Consider the following 15,939-nt stretch of genomic DNA (forward strand, 5'->3'; position numbering starts at 1 on the left):
GGACGGCTTTACACTCTTTCCGACGCCTTTGCCACAAAGAAAGTAAAACGTTATAATCCTCTTCGACGTTCAGATGCTCGATTTAAGGAGGAGAAATGTGTGATGGGCTATGACTTTCAGGCGATAGAGTCAAAGTGGCAAAAAATATGGGAGGAACGAAAGAGCTTCGAGGTGGAGACCAGTCCGGGCAAAACTAAATTTTACTGCTTGGAGATGTTTCCCTATCCCAGCGGTGCCTTGCATATGGGACACATACGCAACTACTCTATGGGAGATATCCTTGCCCGTTTCCTCCGCAAAAAAGGACTGAACGTGCTTTACCCGATGGGCTTCGACGCCTTCGGGATGCCGGCGGAAAACGCCGCCATCAAATATAAGACGAAACCCCACGATTGGACCTGGGAGAACATCGAGTACATGACGGCGCAGCTCAAGCGTATGGGCTACAGCTACGACTGGAGACGACGAGTGGAGACCTGTAATCCTACCTACTATCGTTGGAATCAGTGGTTGTTCTTGCAGATGTATAAAAAAGGGCTGGTCTACCGTAAAAACGCGCCCGTCAACTGGTGCGAGTCCTGCGGCACGGTCCTGGCCAACGAGCAGGTGCTGAACGGGGCCTGCTGGCGCTGCGAGACACCCGTCGTCAAGAAAAGCCTGGAGCAGTGGTTCATCAAGATCACCGACTACGCTCAAGAACTTCTGGACAACATCGACACTCAGCTCACTGGATGGCCGGAGCGCGTTCGCATCATGCAGCGCAACTGGATAGGGCGCTCGGAGGGCGCGAGGCTCTCTTTTCGGGTGGCGGAACTGGACTACACCATTGAGGCGTTTACCACTCGCTTCGACACGGTGTACGGCATCACCTTCATCGCCCTGGCTCCAGAGCACGAGCTGGTCAAGGCCATGATCGACAAGCTGACTGAAGTAAATAAAGAAGTGAACAAAGAAGTAAATAAAGAAGTAAATAAAGAAAAAGCCAAAGAAATGTCCGACTTCGTGGCGAAGGTCATGGCCCAAAACGCTATCGAACGCTCCGCCGTCGGAGGAGAGAAGCTGGGTTTCAAAACACCTTTTACCGGCGCTCACCCCGTTACGGGTAAACCCATTCCCATCTGGATCGCCAACTACATCTTGATGGACTACGGTACAGGAGCCATCATGGGCGTTCCCGCTCACGATCAGCGGGACTTCGAGTTCTGCCGCAAATATAACATCGAGATCATCCCGGTCATTCAGCCGGAAGACGCTGGGGACGCGCCTCTCGATGGGGCCACGATGGAGGTCGCTTTCGAGGATGACGGAGTCAGTTGCAACTCCGGGCAGTTCGACGGGCTTCCGACGCAGAAGGCTATTCAGGCGATGATCGACTGGGGCGAGCGGGAAGACCTCTGCAAGCGGGAGGTGAACTTTCGTCTGCGGGACTGGTTGATCTCACGCCAGCGCTACTGGGGAACGCCGATTCCCTTCGTGCACTGCCCCAAGTGCGGTGTCGTTCCCGTGCCGGAGGACCAGCTTCCCGTACTGCTGCCCGAGGACGTGGAGGTAGTGGACGTGGGCCGCTCCCCGTTGCTAGACCTGCCGGAGTGGCTCGAAACTACCTGCCCCACCTGTGGCGGCAAAGCGCGGCGCGAGGCCGAGACCATGGACACGTTCTTTTGCTCGTCTTGGTATTTTGATCGCTATTGCTCGCCTAACCACGACAATGCCCCCTTCGATCCCACGGACACGAACTACTGGATGCCCGTGGACCAATATATCGGAGGAATCGAGCACGCGTGCCTCCATCTGATCTACGCGCGCTTCTTCACCATGTTCCTGTCGGACATCGGCCTGATGAAACCCGAGGTTCGGGAACCGTTCACGAATCTCTTGACCCAGGGCATGGTGATCAAAGAAGGGGCCAAGATGTCGAAGTCGCTGGGTAACGTCGTGGACCCGACGGAGATCGTGAACAAGTACGGCGCGGATACCGTGCGCCTTTTCATCCTCTTCGCCGCTCCGCCCCAAAACGATTTGGACTGGTCGGAGCAAGGCGTAGAGGGAGCCCATCGTTTCCTGGGCCGAGTCTGGCGTTTCGTGGAGGAGAACTTGGAGAGCTTGACGCGAAAAAATACGCTAACAGATCCCGTGCCCATGGCGAGCCTTTCCGACTCAGCGCAGCGCGACTTCAAGCGCAAAATCCACAACACGATATTCGCGGTAACCCGGGACATCGACCAAGAAAAACAGTTCAACACCGCCATCGCTCGTCTGATGGAGCTGACCAACGCTCTCTACACCTTCGCGCCCAAACTGGAGCCGACGGACGACGTTGGGCACCGGCTGTTGCGCGAGGCCGTGGATGTTCTGCTGAACTGCCTTTCGCCCTTCAGCCCCCATATCGCCGAGGAGCTGTGGCAAATGCTGGGTAACGGTAACGAAAACCTCCTTTCACGAACACCCTGGCCCGTTCCCGAAGACGACGCCCTTGTGGCGGATTCCGTGACGATTGTCGTACAGGTGAACGGCAAGGTGCGGGCCAAGTTGCCTATGGCGGCGGGTTTGGATGAGGCCCAATTGAAGGAGGCCGTCTTTGCCGCTCCCCAGGTTCAGGAGAAAATCGCCGACAAGGAAATCCTCAAAATCATCGTTGTCCCCGATAAGCTGGTCAATATCGTCGTAAAAGGCTGAGTTGATGAGTTAATGAATTGTCGAGATGTGTGGCCGCGCGTCTGTACTGGTTGTTAGTCGTAGACTCCCATGCCGCGTCTGATCGCCATCGAAGGCCACGAGAGCCAGAGGCGTAAACTGGAGGAGCTACTGGTGGACCTCTCGAAAAAAGGCTACGTTTTGACCGGCAAGTTCGAAGCCATTTTATCATCGGGAGGCTGGCCAGGTATTATAGCGGCTTCACGCAGTGGGGGGCTTTTCGACGAAAAGAGAATCACGGTGGTGGAGGAGGCGGAACAACTGGGCGCTTTTCCGCCCTCTCTCGTCGATTTTCTTGAAAACGAGGCGGACGACGTGATTGTCGCCGTCTTCGGTGGGGATACGAAAAAGGTCTTCGCGAAAGAGATCTCGCAAAAAATAACCTTCATTCGCGCCGATGCCCCCATCCCTCCCTGGGGGCGAAGGGAGTGGCTTCTCAATTTGGCGCTGGAAAAACGCTGCCATCTGGATAACGCGGCGGCCGCTCTTCTGGCGGAGTCTCTGGAGTCTCTGGAGGAGCTGCGGTCGGAGCTGGAAAAGCTGGTCCTGTGCGTGGCGGAAGGAGAACCTATCACCGTTGAACTCGTCAAGCGGCTTTCCTTCGACGAGGGGGGCAATTCCCTTCTGCGTTTTCTGGACGGCGTTTGCCAAGCGCGCCCTAAAGACGTAATGAACGCGCTGAAGTACCTTCAGGCGGACCCTTCCCCTCTGCCGCTTTTGACTGCCCTTTACAATCGCCTGCGCCCGGCGCTCTACATCGCCTGCGTTTCCTCCACAGCGGAGAAAAAGGCTCTCTCTGCCGTGGGCGCGACACGGGAATACGCGTTGCGCATGGCACGAAACGCCCTCGGACACTTTGGGGGCGAAAACATCAAACGTTTCATGTTGAGCCTCATGCGGCTTTCTTACCTGGAAAAAACCTCCGCCGCCGAGGGATGGATTGGCTTCGAGGTCGCTCTCTGGCGTCTTCTAAGCGGAAAACCAGGAAATATAAGCCGGTAATCGCGCTAGCGACCTCTTCACGGGAGGCTTATTTTCTATAAGTTATTTCATAAGTTATTTCGTATTTTATTTCATAAGTTATTTTATATTTTATTTCATAACGGAGGAATTTTACATGGGATTACTTGCGCGTTACGCGAAACTTTTCCCCCTGACGGCGGCGACACCGGCGGTGAACTTGGAGGAAGGCAACACGCCTCTTATCTACCTACCACGTGTCAGTGAGGAACTGGAAATCGAGCTATGGGGAAAATTCGAGGGTTGCAATCCATCGGGGTCCTTTAAAGACCGTGGCATGGTCCTGGCCGTGGCCAAAGCGTTGGAAGAGGGAGCCCGGGCGCTGGTCTGCGCTTCCACAGGGAATACATCCGCGTCTGCGGCCGCTTACGCCGCCGCCGTGGGCATTCCCTGTTTTGTGCTTCTCCCCGCGGGAAAAGTCGCCCTGGGGAAGCTGGCTCAGGCCCTGATGTACGGAGCCACGGTCATCGCGGTCAATGGGAATTTCGACAAAGCCTTGGAGCTGGCCCGTCAGGCGGCAGAGAGCCGCGGGTACGCTATGGTAAACTCCGTCAACCCCTACCGTCTTCGAGGCCAGAGAAGCGGCGCGTGGGAAATATGCGAGGCTTTAAAAGACGCTCCTGACTGGCACTCCATCCCCGTGGGCAATGCTGGAAACATCAGCGCCTACTGGGCGGGCTACCTGGAGTACCGTCAACTGGGATATATCACAAAAACCCCTCGCATGATGGGCTTTCAGGCGGAGGGAGCCTCTCCTCTGGTTACGAACAAACCCTGTCCCAACCCTGAGACCGTCGCGACCGCCATCCGTATCGGCAACCCGGTCAGCGCCAAGCCGGCCCGCGCCGCGGTGGCTGAATCCAATGGCGAGTTCAACTCCGTCACCGACCAGGAAATCTTGAGCGCCCAGCGCCTTTTAGCGTCGAAGGGCGGGGTTTTCGCCGAACCGGCATCATGCGCGCCTCTGGCAGGACTCCTGAAGCTCAAGGCGTCGGGTCGGTTACCCAGGGGGATCAAAGTAGTGATGGTCCTTACGGGGAACGGTCTCAAGGACCCGGATACGGCCATGACTCAGGTAGGACGTCCCATTGAGATCGGGGACGACTTGAACGAATTGCTGTCGGTTTTGGAAAAACAGGCGGGGTCCTGATGCGCGATCCTTTGATTTCCGTGCGAGTTCCCGCCACCAGCGCGAATCTGGGGTCGGGCTTCGACACCTTGGGTATGGCCCTTTCCCTTTACAACGTCTTCAACGTCAGGGGACTTCTGTCTCAGGGACGCTTTGCCTGCGACGTGATCGGCGAGGGCACGGGGATCCTCTCGGACGCGGGGGATAACATGGTGATTCAAAGTTACCTTCGGGCCTGCGAGACCTGGGGAATGATTCCTCAGGGATTCGAGCTGGAGTGCCACAACGTCATCCCCTTGTGCCGAGGATTGGGAAGCTCTTCCACGGCTGTGGTGGCGGGTGTCGTTTTGGCAAACGCCCTAGCCAGGCGCGATACGCCTGAGGCGGAACTGTTGCGGGTCATGACCTCCATTGAGGGACACCCCGATAACGTGGCGCCCTGCTATCTGGGAGGAATGACGGTCAGTTGCTGGGATGGGAAGGAACTGCGCTACGTAAAACTTCCGCCACTACCTGAGGACATGCACGTCGTCGCCGCCGTCCCTGATGTACAGGTGAAGACCAGTGACGCGCGCAAAGCTCTTCCCCAGGAAGTGCGGTTCGGCGACGCGGTCTTCAACTTGGGGCGTGTCGCTCTTCTCTGCGCCGCCTGGGCCACATCCCGGTGGGAACACCTGACCTGGGGCATGGACGACAGGTTACATCAACCTTACAGATCTCGGCTTTTTCCGGGGGGCGAGGTCATCATGGATCGGGTGAGGAGCATTTCCGGTTGCCTGGGAGTCGCCATCAGCGGGTCTGGCCCCACCGTGGTCGCGTTGATTCGGGGAAAGCCTGGCCAAGCGGCGTCCGAGATGTGCCGAACATTCTCCGAACATGGGGTCGCCTCTCAGTTTTTCGTCCTAGAGGGCACGGCCGAAGGAACACGATTGACCATTTCTAAAACTTTTTCTAAAACTTTGCTTGATATTGTATAATATATTGTATAATATACCATTTTTTAATGCGCTATTTTTTAATTTATAAGGGGAGGCGATCTCATGGCAGTATTCAATTTTATGGATGCTGGGCCATATACTGTTTTTCTCAAAAAGCAAGGCATTGAGTTCACTTGGCGAAGGATCGGCATCGACGCCCTGGGCGCTATGGCCCATGGACTTTTCGCATCGCTGCTTATCGGCACGATTATGAACACGTTAGGCACCCAACTTAGCATCTCTTTTCTTAATCAAATAGGCGGATTCGCCACCGCTGGTACAGGCGCTGCAATGGCGCTTTCCATCGGTTTCGCGCTGCAAACTCCGCCTTTCGTGCTCTATTCACTGGTGGCGGTAGGCCAAGCCGCAAATTCCCTGGGAGGTTCTGGCGGCCCACTGGCGGTGTACTTTATCACCTTGATTGCGGTATTCGCCGGTAAGCTGGTTTCCAAAATCACACCGGTGGACTTGATAGTCTCGCCTTTTGTCACCATCTCGGTTGGCATTTCCGCCGCTTATTTGTTAGCCCCTCCCATCGGCAAGATTGCTTCTTCGTTTGGAATCGCCATCATGTGGGCTACGGAAATGCAGCCGTTCATCATGGGTATTTTGATTTCGGGAATAGTCGGTATTATCCTCACCTTGCCTATCAGCTCGGCGGCGATATGCGCCGCGCTCGGTCTGGTCGGCCTGGCAGGCGGAGCGGCCGTTGCCGGATGTTGTGCCCATATGGTGGGCTTCGCGGTCGCCTCTTGGCGGGAAAACAAAATCGGCGGACTCCTGGCGCAAGGACTGGGCACATCCATGCTGCAAATTCCCAATTTAATGAAAAAACCCGTCTTATGGCTGCCTGCCATCGCGGCTTCGCTGGTAAACGGTCCGGTAGCAAGCGTTATTTTCAAGTTAAAACAAAACGGCCCGCCCATCGCGTCCGGTATGGGCACTTCAGGCATGGTAGGTCCCATCGGCGTGATCTCCGGCTGGTTCACTCCTTCAGAAGCGGCCGCGGCCATAGGAGAAGTGACCATACTTCCCTCTTATTTCGACTGGCTGGGTTTGCTGATGATAGCTATCGTCATTCCTGCTGTCGTAGCCTGGCTCGTCTCGGAATGGATGCGCAAACGCGGGATTATAAAAAATAGGGATTTGTGGATCGAGTGCTGATATCGGCAGCGCTCATCGGGCATGATTCCTGAAACGTGGTTCTTATGCTGGAAGGTAATGGCTATTTTGTTCTTGATGGCGGTTTATGGCAGTTCGCGAGTATAAAACTTTATCCGAAAAACAGAAGGAGCTTTGAGTATGAATTCAAATTTTCCCCGTGAGCCCAGTGGACCACTCGATGCACAAATTTTCGACGTTCGCATCGACCGCACGTCAGCGCGTATCACCCTGCTGGGCGTGCCCGACATTCCCGGCGTGGCCGCGGGGATTTTTTCCGAGCTGGCGGGGCGCGGTGTCGGCGTCGCGATGATCGTACAAAACAACATGCGAGGAGGCGTCACGGATGTGGGCTTTCTCGTGGAGAAAGCCCGTTTGGACGATGCTGTGGAGGGCTGCCGGAAGGTAGCTAAGACCATTTATGCCCAAGGGGTTTCCTTCAGCACGGAGATTGCCCGGGTGTCCCTGATGGGACTGAACCTCGACCGCGCTGTGGACCTCCCCGCAAAGATGTTTTCCACCCTCGCGGAGGCAAAGATCAACATCGACATGATCGTCTCCAACTCCTACGACATCACCTGCGTGGTGGCGGCAAATTCCGCCGAAGCCGCTGCCGCTGCTCTGCGGTCAAAATTTCTCTGAAGAGTTCTCTTTTAAGACATTTTCCTTTTCGGCGCTCCGTACACCGCTCCGTTCCACGATATCCAGGACTTGACGCGACTTGTTCATGGTATAAAGGTGCACGCCGTCTACGCCCTCTCGCCAGAGTTCCGCAATCTGTGAGGCCGCGTAGTCAGACCCCGCGTCCTCCATCGCTTTGTTGTCATTGGCGTGCCGTTCGAGAATCGCCTGGAGCGCGGGGGGCACGGAGCAATCCGATATTTCCACGATGCGGCGGATTTGCTGCGCCTTGAAGACCGGCATGATACCGGCGATGATAGGGGCCCGGCTTCCCGCGGCGCGACAGCGGTCGCGAAACTTGAAGAAGAGATCGTTATCGAAAAAGAGCTGTGTTATAAAGAAGTTAACACCTGCGCGTTCTTTGCGCATGATCACCTCTATGTCCCACGCCATATCTGGACTTTCCGGGTGCTTTTCTGGATAGGCCGCGCCTCCCAAACAAAAGTTTTTAGAGGTCACGAACTCCACCAGATCTAGGGCGTAGTGGAAATCGACCCAAGGAGCTTGGGGGAACTTTATCTGAGGTGGCACGTCGCCTCGAAGTGCCAAGATATTTTCGACTCCCGAATCCGCTAAAGCGGCCGTAATCCGTCTCGCGTCTTCCTTCGTGTACCCCACAGCCGTCAGGTGTGAAAGGGGCGTCATCTTCAGCTTCAGAACGATTTCCGCGATCTCCAACGCTCTTGGACGGTTGTGTCCTCCCGCGCCATAAGTCACGGAGACGAAATCAGGAGATTGAGCGGTAAACGCTGCCAGAGTCTTGCGGATACCCGACAGGTCTTCATCATGTTCCGGTTTTGGGGGAAATATTTCGAAAGAAAGAGTGCGTCGTTTCTTCAGTATCGAATTGATTTTCATGTTTTCATTCTTGCTCCGTCCTCAAATTTTTTTAGTTGGTTTTTACTCGATTAATTTCATTATTAATTTTCATTGTATACTGAGTTCAATGCCTTTTGACATACTCCCACGACTAAAGTTGCGGGATTCTAAGATCGACAAAGACAGCCGCCTGAAACCAGTCTTACGTCTTCTCCTTTTTTATTTTTTAAGAGTGGATGCCCCCACTCTGAGAATATTTACAGCCGCATCAATATCCCGATTGATATCCCGGCCGTGCTCCGCCCCGCATCTCGCGTTGATAAGCCATAAGTTGATAAACCATAAAAGGAGTTTAACATGAAAGTAGACATATGGCAAGAAACCAAATACAAAACAAACGCCGCCGTTGGCAGCGTTGCGATTCTCATCCAAAGGCGGAAGTCGTTGGCTTTCTCATCGCTTTATCGTAAATCAGTTTTATAATCTCAATATTGCCGAAAACCCAGTTATTTTTCTAATTTTGCTAAATTTAACTTGCTTTATCAATTTGTGATAATATAAGTAATTATCAATATGGAGGTCCTTGAAGTGAGTGAGAAAAACATTTTGCAGAGAGAGCAGTGGGAAAGCCGCCTAGGATTTATCCTCGCGGCTGCGGGTTCGGCTATCGGTTTGGGCAACATCTGGCGTTTCCCGTACCTTGTGGGTAAAGATGGCGGAGCGGCTTTCGTTCTGGTTTACCTTCTGATTACCGTTTTCATAGGGTTTCCCGTTATGTTAGCGGAATTCGCCATCGGACGCGCGGCGCAGAAGACACCTGTGGCCGCCTTCAAGGCTATAGGACACCCGTTCTGGTCCCTGATCGGTTGGTTGGGCACCATAGCCGGTGGTTTCTTGACCCTTTCTTTTTATAACGTGGTCGGTGGCTGGACCATTAAGTACATGGTCGCGAGCCTCAACGGCCTCGCCGAAATGACCGCAGTGGGACAATCCGCGGCTTTTTTCGGAGCGTTCATCAGCAATTCATACCAAGTCGTTGCTTTTCAGGTCCTGTTCATGGCCTTAACGATGCTGGTGGTACTCGGCGGCATCGGAAAGGGAATTGAAAAAGCCTGTAAGATTATCATGCCGGCTTTATTCGTCATCTTGATCATTCTGATTCTCCGCTCTTTGACCCTTCCCGGCGCGGGAGTGGGGGTCGAGTTCTATCTGAAACCCGACCTGAGTAAGTTGACAAACGAGACATTGCTCGACGCTCTGGGGCAGAGCTTCTTTTCTCTCTCCCTAGGCTTGGGCATCATGATCACCTATGGAAGCTATCTCGGAAAGGACCAGCACCTTGTCTCCGCCAGTCTGTGGACGGTTTCCCTGGACACGTTGGTCGCCTTGCTGGCGGGATTCGCCATTTTCCCGGCGGTATTCGCCATGGGGCTTGAACCAGGCCAAGGCGCGGGGCTGTCTTTTGTCACCCTTCCCGTCGTGTTTTCCCAAATGCCGGCGGGTATGCTCTTTTCCTTCCTCTTTTTCCTGTTGCTCTTTTTCGCCGCCATCACATCCTCCATGTCCCTTATGGAGGTAGCCGTGAGCTTCGGAATGGAGAAGTTCAGATGGCAGCGATCCAGAGCCGCCTGGATTTTGGGTATCATCATCATCATCCTGGGCGTGCCCTCCGCGCTGTCTTTGAGCGGCACCCCCACCATCGCGGGCAAGGCTTTCTTCGACGCCGTGGAGTACCTCTGCAACAACGTCTTCCTGCCGGTGGGATCTTTCCTCGCCAGTGTCTTCGTCGGGTGGTTCTGGCTTCCCAAGGCAAAAGAAGAGCTAACCAACGGAGGCGAACTACAGTTCCCCTGGTGGAACGTCTGGGTGTGGTGCGTGCGGATCGTGGCGCCCGTGGGCATCGCCTACATCTTCGTGTCAGGCTTAAAATGGTAATGATGATTTCGTTTTAAAAATCTTCAGGTTTGCGTAAGACAACGGAGGATTAGGATAGGATTGATCAACGCAACACATCGCAACACATCTCCGCGTGATTCTCGATTCCGCCAAAGAGCCAGAATGCGGCTCGGCGGAGTCGAGGATTAATGTTTTTTTGAAAAATACCTATACACTGCGTCATTATTGCGCTTATTGCAGCTCATTACAACAAAAGCCGATATCGGCGACTTTTTTCTCGCGTTTGGTATCGACCTTTGTTTTTATCCGGTGAAAAAGCCGTGATGAAAAAGCCGTGATGAAAAAGCTCCGCGGTCGGGAGATCTTTTATAGGCGAGCCCCTCGCCCTTCGGCGATGTTGCGGATCAGGGCGCTGCCGATAACGCCGGCATCGATGAGATCGCCGAACTCCTCAACCTGGGTTCGGGTTGTGATGCCGAACCCCAGCGCCACGGGAATGGAAAAGTATTCTCGGACTCGCATCAGAGCATCTTGCAGTTCGGGGGGAAACGTTTCTCTCACACCCGTAGTCCCCAGCACAGAAACAAAATAAAGGAACCCCTGCTCTACCTCGGCGTACTTCTTTAGACGCTCTTTAGGAGTATTAAGGCCCACCAAGGGAATCAAGTCCAGGTCGAAGGCATTCAGAGCCCGTCGCGCCTCATGAGATTCCTCTAAAGGCAGGTCGGGTATGATAGCGGCGGATAGCCCCGCGCTGGCGGCGTCTTGGGCAAAGTGGTCAAGTCCGTAGTGCAAAAATGAGTTATAGTAGCCCATGAAGAGCAATGGCGTCTCGAAATTTTGCTTATGGCGTCGAGTTTCCTCCAGAAGGCGGGCAAGGGTCATTCCATTCTCCAGGCACTGAAGGGACGCTGCCTCCACCACGGGGCCGTCCGCCACAGGATCGCTGAAAGGAACCCCGATCTCAATGACACCCGTGTCGGGGTCGTCCAGCTCCTTTATCACGTCCCAGAAAGTATCTTCCTGGGGATACCCCCCTGGAAGGTAGGGAATGAGCGCTTTTTTACCCCGTTTATTGATGCTTCGTATTCTCTCGGTGACGCGGCTCATCGTCGTCCCTCCTTTTCTTTTGCTTCTTTCGCTTTTTCTTCTTTTGCTTTTTCTGTTTTACTTTTTGCTTCCTCGATGATATCGATGTCCTTGTCTCCGCGCCCGGAAAGGCACACCAGCACATCTTTGCCTTGAAGCTCACTCGCGTGCTTCAGTACCCAGGCCACCGCGTGAGAGCTTTCCAGAGCGGGGATGATGCCTTCAGCGCGGGAAAGCCTATGAAAAGCGTCCACGGCCTCGTCGTCTATGATCATGCCATACTCCGCTCGACCCGTGGCATGAAGGTACGAGTGCTCCGGTCCCACGCCGGGGTAGTCCAGTCCGGCGGCGATGGAACTGGAGCCCATGATTTGACCGTCCTCCGTTTGGAGCAGCATCGTGCGCGTTCCGTGTAGAACCCCAGGAGACCCCAGATTGAGCGGCGCAGAATTGGCACAGCCCGCCTCTCCCGTGCCCGCAGCCTCCACTCCCACCAGACGGACGCCTTTTTCCTTGATGAAGTCCGCGAAGGTTCCGATGGCGTTGGAGCCGCCCCCCACGCAGGCCACTACCACATCAGGCAACCGGCCGGTCTTCTCTTTCATCTGGCGTTTGGCCTCGCGGCTGATGACAGACTGAAATTCCTTCACCATCGAGGGGAAAGGATGGGGCCCCGCAGCGGTACCAAGGCAGTAGTGGGTCGACTGCTGGTCGGCGATCCAGGTGCGGAGCGCCGCGTTGATAGCGTCTTTCAGCGTCTTCGTCCCGCTTTCGATCGGCACGACTTTCGCTCCAAGTTGTAACATTCTCCGAACGTTGTAGGATTGGCGTTCCACGTCCGTGGCCCCCATGTAGACCACACACTCCAGCCCCAGCATCGTCGCGGCCGTCGCCGTGGCCACACCATGTTGCCCCGCTCCGGTCTCCGCCAACAAGATCTTCTTACCCATATGCTTCGTCAAAAGCCCTTGACCGATCGTGTTGTTGATCTTGTGGGCCCCTGTGTGGTTCAGGTCCTCGCGCTTCAGATAAAGGTTCAGCCCTACTTCCTCCGAAAGGCGCCCGCAACGGTACACTGGGGATGGGCGACCTACGAAGTCCCTCATCAGCCCGTCGAACTCCTCGCGAAAAGCCCGCGAGGGCACGATTTCCTCGAACGCCTTTTCTAGCTCCAACAGCGGGGGTATCAACAGCTCAGGAACGAATCGGCCGCCAAAATCTCCCCAATACCCCTTTTTCATTTTTTTATCCTCCTTATCGCTTCTAGAGCTTTTATGACTTTTGCTGGGTCTTTCTTTCCCGGCGCGCTTTCTAGAGCGGAGTTTAGGTCAAGACCGAAGGGCGTGATTTTTTCGGCGAGCTCGGCGGCGTTTTCCGGGCCCAATCCACCCGCCACGAAAAAAGGGCGCGGGCTTTTTTCTTTCAGGAGACGAAGAACCTTCAGGGGCAAAACCTGCCCCTGTCCACCTCCATCTCGTCCCCCGTCGAAGAGGAAGCAGGCCGCCGAATCCGCGTAAAGCGCCATTTCCCTTTCCAGCTCCTCCAATCCCTCTAATCCCTCTAATCCCTCCGCTAAGGGCCAGAAGACTTTCACGACGCGCTCCGCGCCGATTGCGTGAGCGATGGCTCTGACCTGGGGCAGAGGTTCTCTTCCGTGCAGTTGCACACGGTCGAGGCGCGCTTCCCTCACCACGCTCAGGATCTCTTCCACGGGTCGGTTTACGAAGACTCCCACCCGCTCCACATCCTGGGACTCCAGGCGGGCCGCGGCCGAGGGTGTCACGGCCCGAGGGCTTTCCAAGGCGAAAATGAACCCCACAAAATCCACCTTCGATCGAACACACAGATTTAGGTCCTCTTGGCGTGACAGGCCGCAAATTTTTATTTTTACCTCGGAGGCCATCATATCCATCATATCCATCATATCAATATCAATATCAATGAGCCTCGACTAGCGCCGACAACGCTGCCGCGGGATCGTCACTCCCCATTAAAGAAGTTCCCACCAAGAAGGCGTCGAACCCCAAGGACTCCATTTCCTCAATTTGACAGCGGTCTTTATAACCGCTTGCGGAAATCCAAAACTCGCCTTCTCTTTTGTCCGTGATCAGGTCGCGGGAGAGGGAGAGATCTGTCTTCAGCGTGTCTAGATCCCGGTTGTTGACCTGCACGATGAAAGGGTGATCGGGGGAACGATTCAAGAAATTCTGCGCACGCAGGCGTTCCAGATCTCTGGTCGAAAAAATTTCGCACACGGGCTCCAAGCCGTAAGCCACACAGGCGTCGAGAACCTCCGCCAGCTCTACGTTGTCCAGCATCCTTATGATAACCAGCAGGGCCAAAGCGGGAGTTTCGGCGGTGGCCATCACTTGGAGGGGGTGAAAAATAAAATCCTTGCGCAAAAGAGGCCGTTTTGCGCTGGCCGCTTGTTCCAAAAACGAGAGTTCTCCTTTGAAATAGCGAGATTCCGTCAACACCGATATTGCCGCGGCCCCTGCTTCGGCGTAGCAGCGTGCCGCGTCCTCCGGCGCCAAAGTCAAGTTGATATTTCCCTGAGAGGGCGAGGTTCGTTTGTACTCCGCGACGATGGCAGACCGGCCTGGCCGCCTCGCGTGTCTCAGGGTCTCTCTGAACCCAAAAGAAGGGTTCTGAACCGGCGAAATGAGGGACATTTCTCCCCGTTCTTGCCGTGAATGCAAGTTTTTTATCTCGTCTTGTTTTGCCTCTCGAAAACGCTCAAGCATAGAGGGCATAGGCGCGCCCCTCCCCAAAAAACTTTTTCCCCGCGACGCCGCTCTCCACGACCTCTTGTGCCCGTTTCACCGCTGCCGAGAACGTCAGGTCGTCCTCCAACAACATGAGCGCTACGGCTGTATTGAGAGTGAGCATATCGCGTACCGCCGGCCTTCCAGAACCTTGCAACGCCTCTAGAAAGACCTCCACAGCCTCGTTAGGGTCTCGCACAGAGACCTCCTGAGGGGTACGCAGCTTTATACCCGCGCTTTCGGGGTCAAGGACGTCCTGCCGGGTCCAGCCGTCTCGTACCCACATCACCTGTGTTTTACCGCAGGGCGAGACCTCGTCAAAACCGCCCGCGCCAAAAACCGCCGCGCCGCGTTTGACTCCCAGCATCGCCATCGTCTCCCCCAGCAAGGACACGTAACGTCTGCCTGGCACTCCCAGCAGTTGATGTGTGGGACGCGTGGGGTTCAGAAGGGGGCCAATGATGTTGAAGATCGTATGAGCGCCGATCTCCTTGCGGACGGGGGCGATGCGCTTGAACGCCGGGTGATAGAGGGGCGCGAACAGGAAAACGAAATTTGAGCGTTCCAATTCCTCCGTCAACCGCGCGGCGGGGAGGTCCAGGGGCACCCCCACCGCCTCCAAGATGTCCGCGCTGCCGGAGACGCTCGACACTGATCGGTTGCCGTGCTTGGTTACCTTGTATCCCATAGCGGCAAGGGTTAGAGAAGTCGCGGTGGAACAGTTGAAGGAATGGGTTCGGTCTCCGCCGGTTCCCACGATATCGATGTGAGGGCCCGTAATTTCTGGGACCGGCGCCGCTTCCGCCAACAGCGCCCGGGCGGCGCACAGGAGTTCCAATGACGTCTCGCCCTTGGTTTTCAAGCCCATCAAAAACGTTCCAATGCAGGCTGGGGACATGCTCCCGGTGTACATGGCCTTGAAACTCTCGAAGGCTTCGCCGTATTCCAGGTCTCTACCATTCGCTAACTTTTCGAACACCTCGACGAAGAGGCTCTTCGGTTGGGGAAAGACCATGTCGTTGGCCTTGATCCCCTCCATCGCCGCGCCGCTGATGGTCAGGGGCGTGGTGTCGACGCACGTTTGTACCGCAAATGGTTCCATTTTCTGTTCCTCCTTGTGTGAGTTGTTGAATAAAAAACACAAGGGGCTCCCCTATTTTGTAGGTCGGCCCCTTGTGTTCGATTTTTATCGTTTCCGTTACATGACGATAAAAAAAGGCCGAAAGGTATCTCATACCCTCCGGCCCGAAAACGTCAACCGGCGGGGCAGCTTAAAGCCACCACCACCAAGAATTTACGTTACGTTTTACTTTATTTTTCGTGTTGTCCACTTTAGTCATTTCGACAACCCTCGCAAGTTTGTAATCTATTTTTTAATTTTTCTTCTTTTTGTACCCTACTTTTCAATTTACGATAATATAACTAAAATAACATTCCGTTTTTTATCTGTCAAGTCATTCTTAGAGAACTATATTCGTCTGTTTTAGTTGTTCTATCAAAAAGCCCCCCGAAAATTTTCCAAAACTCGTCCAGGCATGAGAACGCAGCAAGCTGATGCTCGAAAAACTAAAAAGCAACTATCAAAAGGCATGCCTTTTGACAGCCACTTTGGCATTAACCAACAACAGCAAAATAGCTAATTTTTAGTTAGGTATTATACCATAATTATCCCAAAATTTCGAGTTCAAATTTCAATTCTAGGGCTTTA

The 15,939-nt window shown here is 54.6% G+C and carries 13 protein-coding genes; 7 read left to right on the plus strand and 6 right to left on the minus strand.

Going from position 1 to position 15,939, the window contains the following annotated elements:
• The first annotated feature begins 102 nt into the window (after positions 1 to 102).
• From leuS to LBJ36_08455, 6 genes are all read left to right on the plus strand, one after another.
• Positions 103 to 2,676, plus strand: a complete 2,574-nt coding sequence (leuS, locus tag LBJ36_08430) for a leucine--tRNA ligase (protein ID MDR1379065.1) — start codon at positions 103 to 105, stop codon at positions 2,674 to 2,676.
• 69 nt (positions 2,677 to 2,745) lie between these two features.
• Positions 2,746 to 3,696: a hypothetical protein gene (locus LBJ36_08435; GenBank protein ID MDR1379066.1), complete on the plus strand. Its 951-nt coding sequence runs from the start codon at positions 2,746 to 2,748 to the stop codon at positions 3,694 to 3,696.
• 115 nt (positions 3,697 to 3,811) lie between these two features.
• On the plus strand, positions 3,812 to 4,864 hold the full coding sequence (gene thrC, locus LBJ36_08440; GenBank protein MDR1379067.1) for a threonine synthase: 1,053 nt from the start codon (positions 3,812 to 3,814) through the stop codon (positions 4,862 to 4,864).
• Positions 4,864 to 5,820: a homoserine kinase gene (thrB, locus tag LBJ36_08445; GenBank protein MDR1379068.1), complete on the plus strand. Its 957-nt coding sequence runs from the start codon at positions 4,864 to 4,866 to the stop codon at positions 5,818 to 5,820. Before thrC ends, thrB begins: the two co-directional genes overlap by 1 nt.
• 63 nt (positions 5,821 to 5,883) lie before the next feature.
• Positions 5,884 to 6,984: a PTS sugar transporter subunit IIC gene (locus LBJ36_08450; protein MDR1379069.1), complete on the plus strand. Its 1,101-nt coding sequence runs from the start codon at positions 5,884 to 5,886 to the stop codon at positions 6,982 to 6,984.
• Positions 6,985 to 7,122: 138 nt separating this feature from the next.
• Positions 7,123 to 7,623, plus strand: coding sequence for a hypothetical protein (locus LBJ36_08455; GenBank protein ID MDR1379070.1), 501 nt, complete (start codon positions 7,123 to 7,125; stop codon positions 7,621 to 7,623).
• On the opposite strand, the gene LBJ36_08460 is transcribed toward LBJ36_08455, so the two are convergent.
• Complete coding sequence (locus tag LBJ36_08460; GenBank protein MDR1379071.1) at positions 7,609 to 8,520, minus strand: methylenetetrahydrofolate reductase; 912 nt, start codon at positions 8,518 to 8,520, stop codon at positions 7,609 to 7,611. The two genes, LBJ36_08455 and LBJ36_08460, sit on opposite strands and share 15 nt — an antisense overlap.
• Before the next feature lie 549 nt (positions 8,521 to 9,069).
• On the opposite strand from LBJ36_08460, the gene LBJ36_08465 reads away from it, so the two are divergent.
• Positions 9,070 to 10,416 (plus strand): sodium-dependent transporter, encoded by a 1,347-nt coding sequence (locus tag LBJ36_08465; protein MDR1379072.1) that lies wholly within the window; start codon positions 9,070 to 9,072, stop codon positions 10,414 to 10,416.
• A gap of 327 nt (positions 10,417 to 10,743) precedes the next feature.
• Here LBJ36_08465 and trpA read toward each other — a convergent pair whose 3' ends face one another.
• The 5 genes from trpA to trpD are packed head-to-tail and all read right to left on the minus strand — an operon-like array spanning position 10,744 to position 15,333.
• Entirely contained in the window at positions 10,744 to 11,487 is a 744-nt protein-coding gene (gene trpA, locus LBJ36_08470) for a tryptophan synthase subunit alpha (protein MDR1379073.1), read from the minus strand.
• Positions 11,484 to 12,707 (minus strand): tryptophan synthase subunit beta, encoded by a 1,224-nt coding sequence (trpB, locus tag LBJ36_08475; protein MDR1379074.1) that lies wholly within the window; start codon positions 12,705 to 12,707, stop codon positions 11,484 to 11,486. Before trpB ends, trpA begins: the two co-directional genes overlap by 4 nt.
• Positions 12,704 to 13,390: a phosphoribosylanthranilate isomerase gene (locus LBJ36_08480; GenBank protein ID MDR1379075.1), complete on the minus strand. Its 687-nt coding sequence runs from the start codon at positions 13,388 to 13,390 to the stop codon at positions 12,704 to 12,706. Before LBJ36_08480 ends, trpB begins: the two co-directional genes overlap by 4 nt.
• A 13-nt stretch (positions 13,391 to 13,403) precedes the next feature.
• A complete protein-coding gene (locus LBJ36_08485; GenBank protein MDR1379076.1) occupies positions 13,404 to 14,219 on the minus strand; it encodes an indole-3-glycerol-phosphate synthase in 816 nt (271 codons plus the stop codon).
• Positions 14,203 to 15,333, minus strand: coding sequence for an anthranilate phosphoribosyltransferase (gene trpD / locus LBJ36_08490; protein ID MDR1379077.1), 1,131 nt, complete (start codon positions 15,331 to 15,333; stop codon positions 14,203 to 14,205). The genes LBJ36_08485 and trpD overlap by 17 nt, the downstream gene beginning before the upstream one ends.
• Positions 15,334 to 15,939: the final 606 nt, after the last annotated feature.

Source organism: Synergistaceae bacterium (assembly GCA_031267575.1).
GTDB lineage: Bacteria > Synergistota > Synergistia > Synergistales > Aminobacteriaceae > JAIRYN01.

Coding starts and splice junctions, on each gene's coding strand:
- leuS (MDR1379065.1), top strand. CDS start 103: ATGGGCTATGACTTTCAGGCGATAGAGTCAAAGTGGCAAAAAATATGG.
- LBJ36_08435 (MDR1379066.1), top strand. CDS start 2,746: ATGCCGCGTCTGATCGCCATCGAAGGCCACGAGAGCCAGAGGCGTAAA.
- thrC (MDR1379067.1), top strand. CDS start 3,812: ATGGGATTACTTGCGCGTTACGCGAAACTTTTCCCCCTGACGGCGGCG.
- thrB (MDR1379068.1), top strand. CDS start 4,864: ATGCGCGATCCTTTGATTTCCGTGCGAGTTCCCGCCACCAGCGCGAAT.
- LBJ36_08450 (MDR1379069.1), top strand. CDS start 5,884: ATGGCAGTATTCAATTTTATGGATGCTGGGCCATATACTGTTTTTCTC.
- LBJ36_08455 (MDR1379070.1), top strand. CDS start 7,123: ATGAATTCAAATTTTCCCCGTGAGCCCAGTGGACCACTCGATGCACAA.
- LBJ36_08460 (MDR1379071.1), bottom strand. CDS start 8,520: ATGAAAATCAATTCGATACTGAAGAAACGACGCACTCTTTCTTTCGAA.
- trpA (MDR1379073.1), bottom strand. CDS start 11,487: ATGAGCCGCGTCACCGAGAGAATACGAAGCATCAATAAACGGGGTAAA.
- trpB (MDR1379074.1), bottom strand. CDS start 12,707: ATGAAAAAGGGGTATTGGGGAGATTTTGGCGGCCGATTCGTTCCTGAG.
- LBJ36_08480 (MDR1379075.1), bottom strand. CDS start 13,390: ATGATGGATATGATGGATATGATGGCCTCCGAGGTAAAAATAAAAATT.
- LBJ36_08485 (MDR1379076.1), bottom strand. CDS start 14,219: ATGCCCTCTATGCTTGAGCGTTTTCGAGAGGCAAAACAAGACGAGATA.
- trpD (MDR1379077.1), bottom strand. CDS start 15,333: ATGGAACCATTTGCGGTACAAACGTGCGTCGACACCACGCCCCTGACC.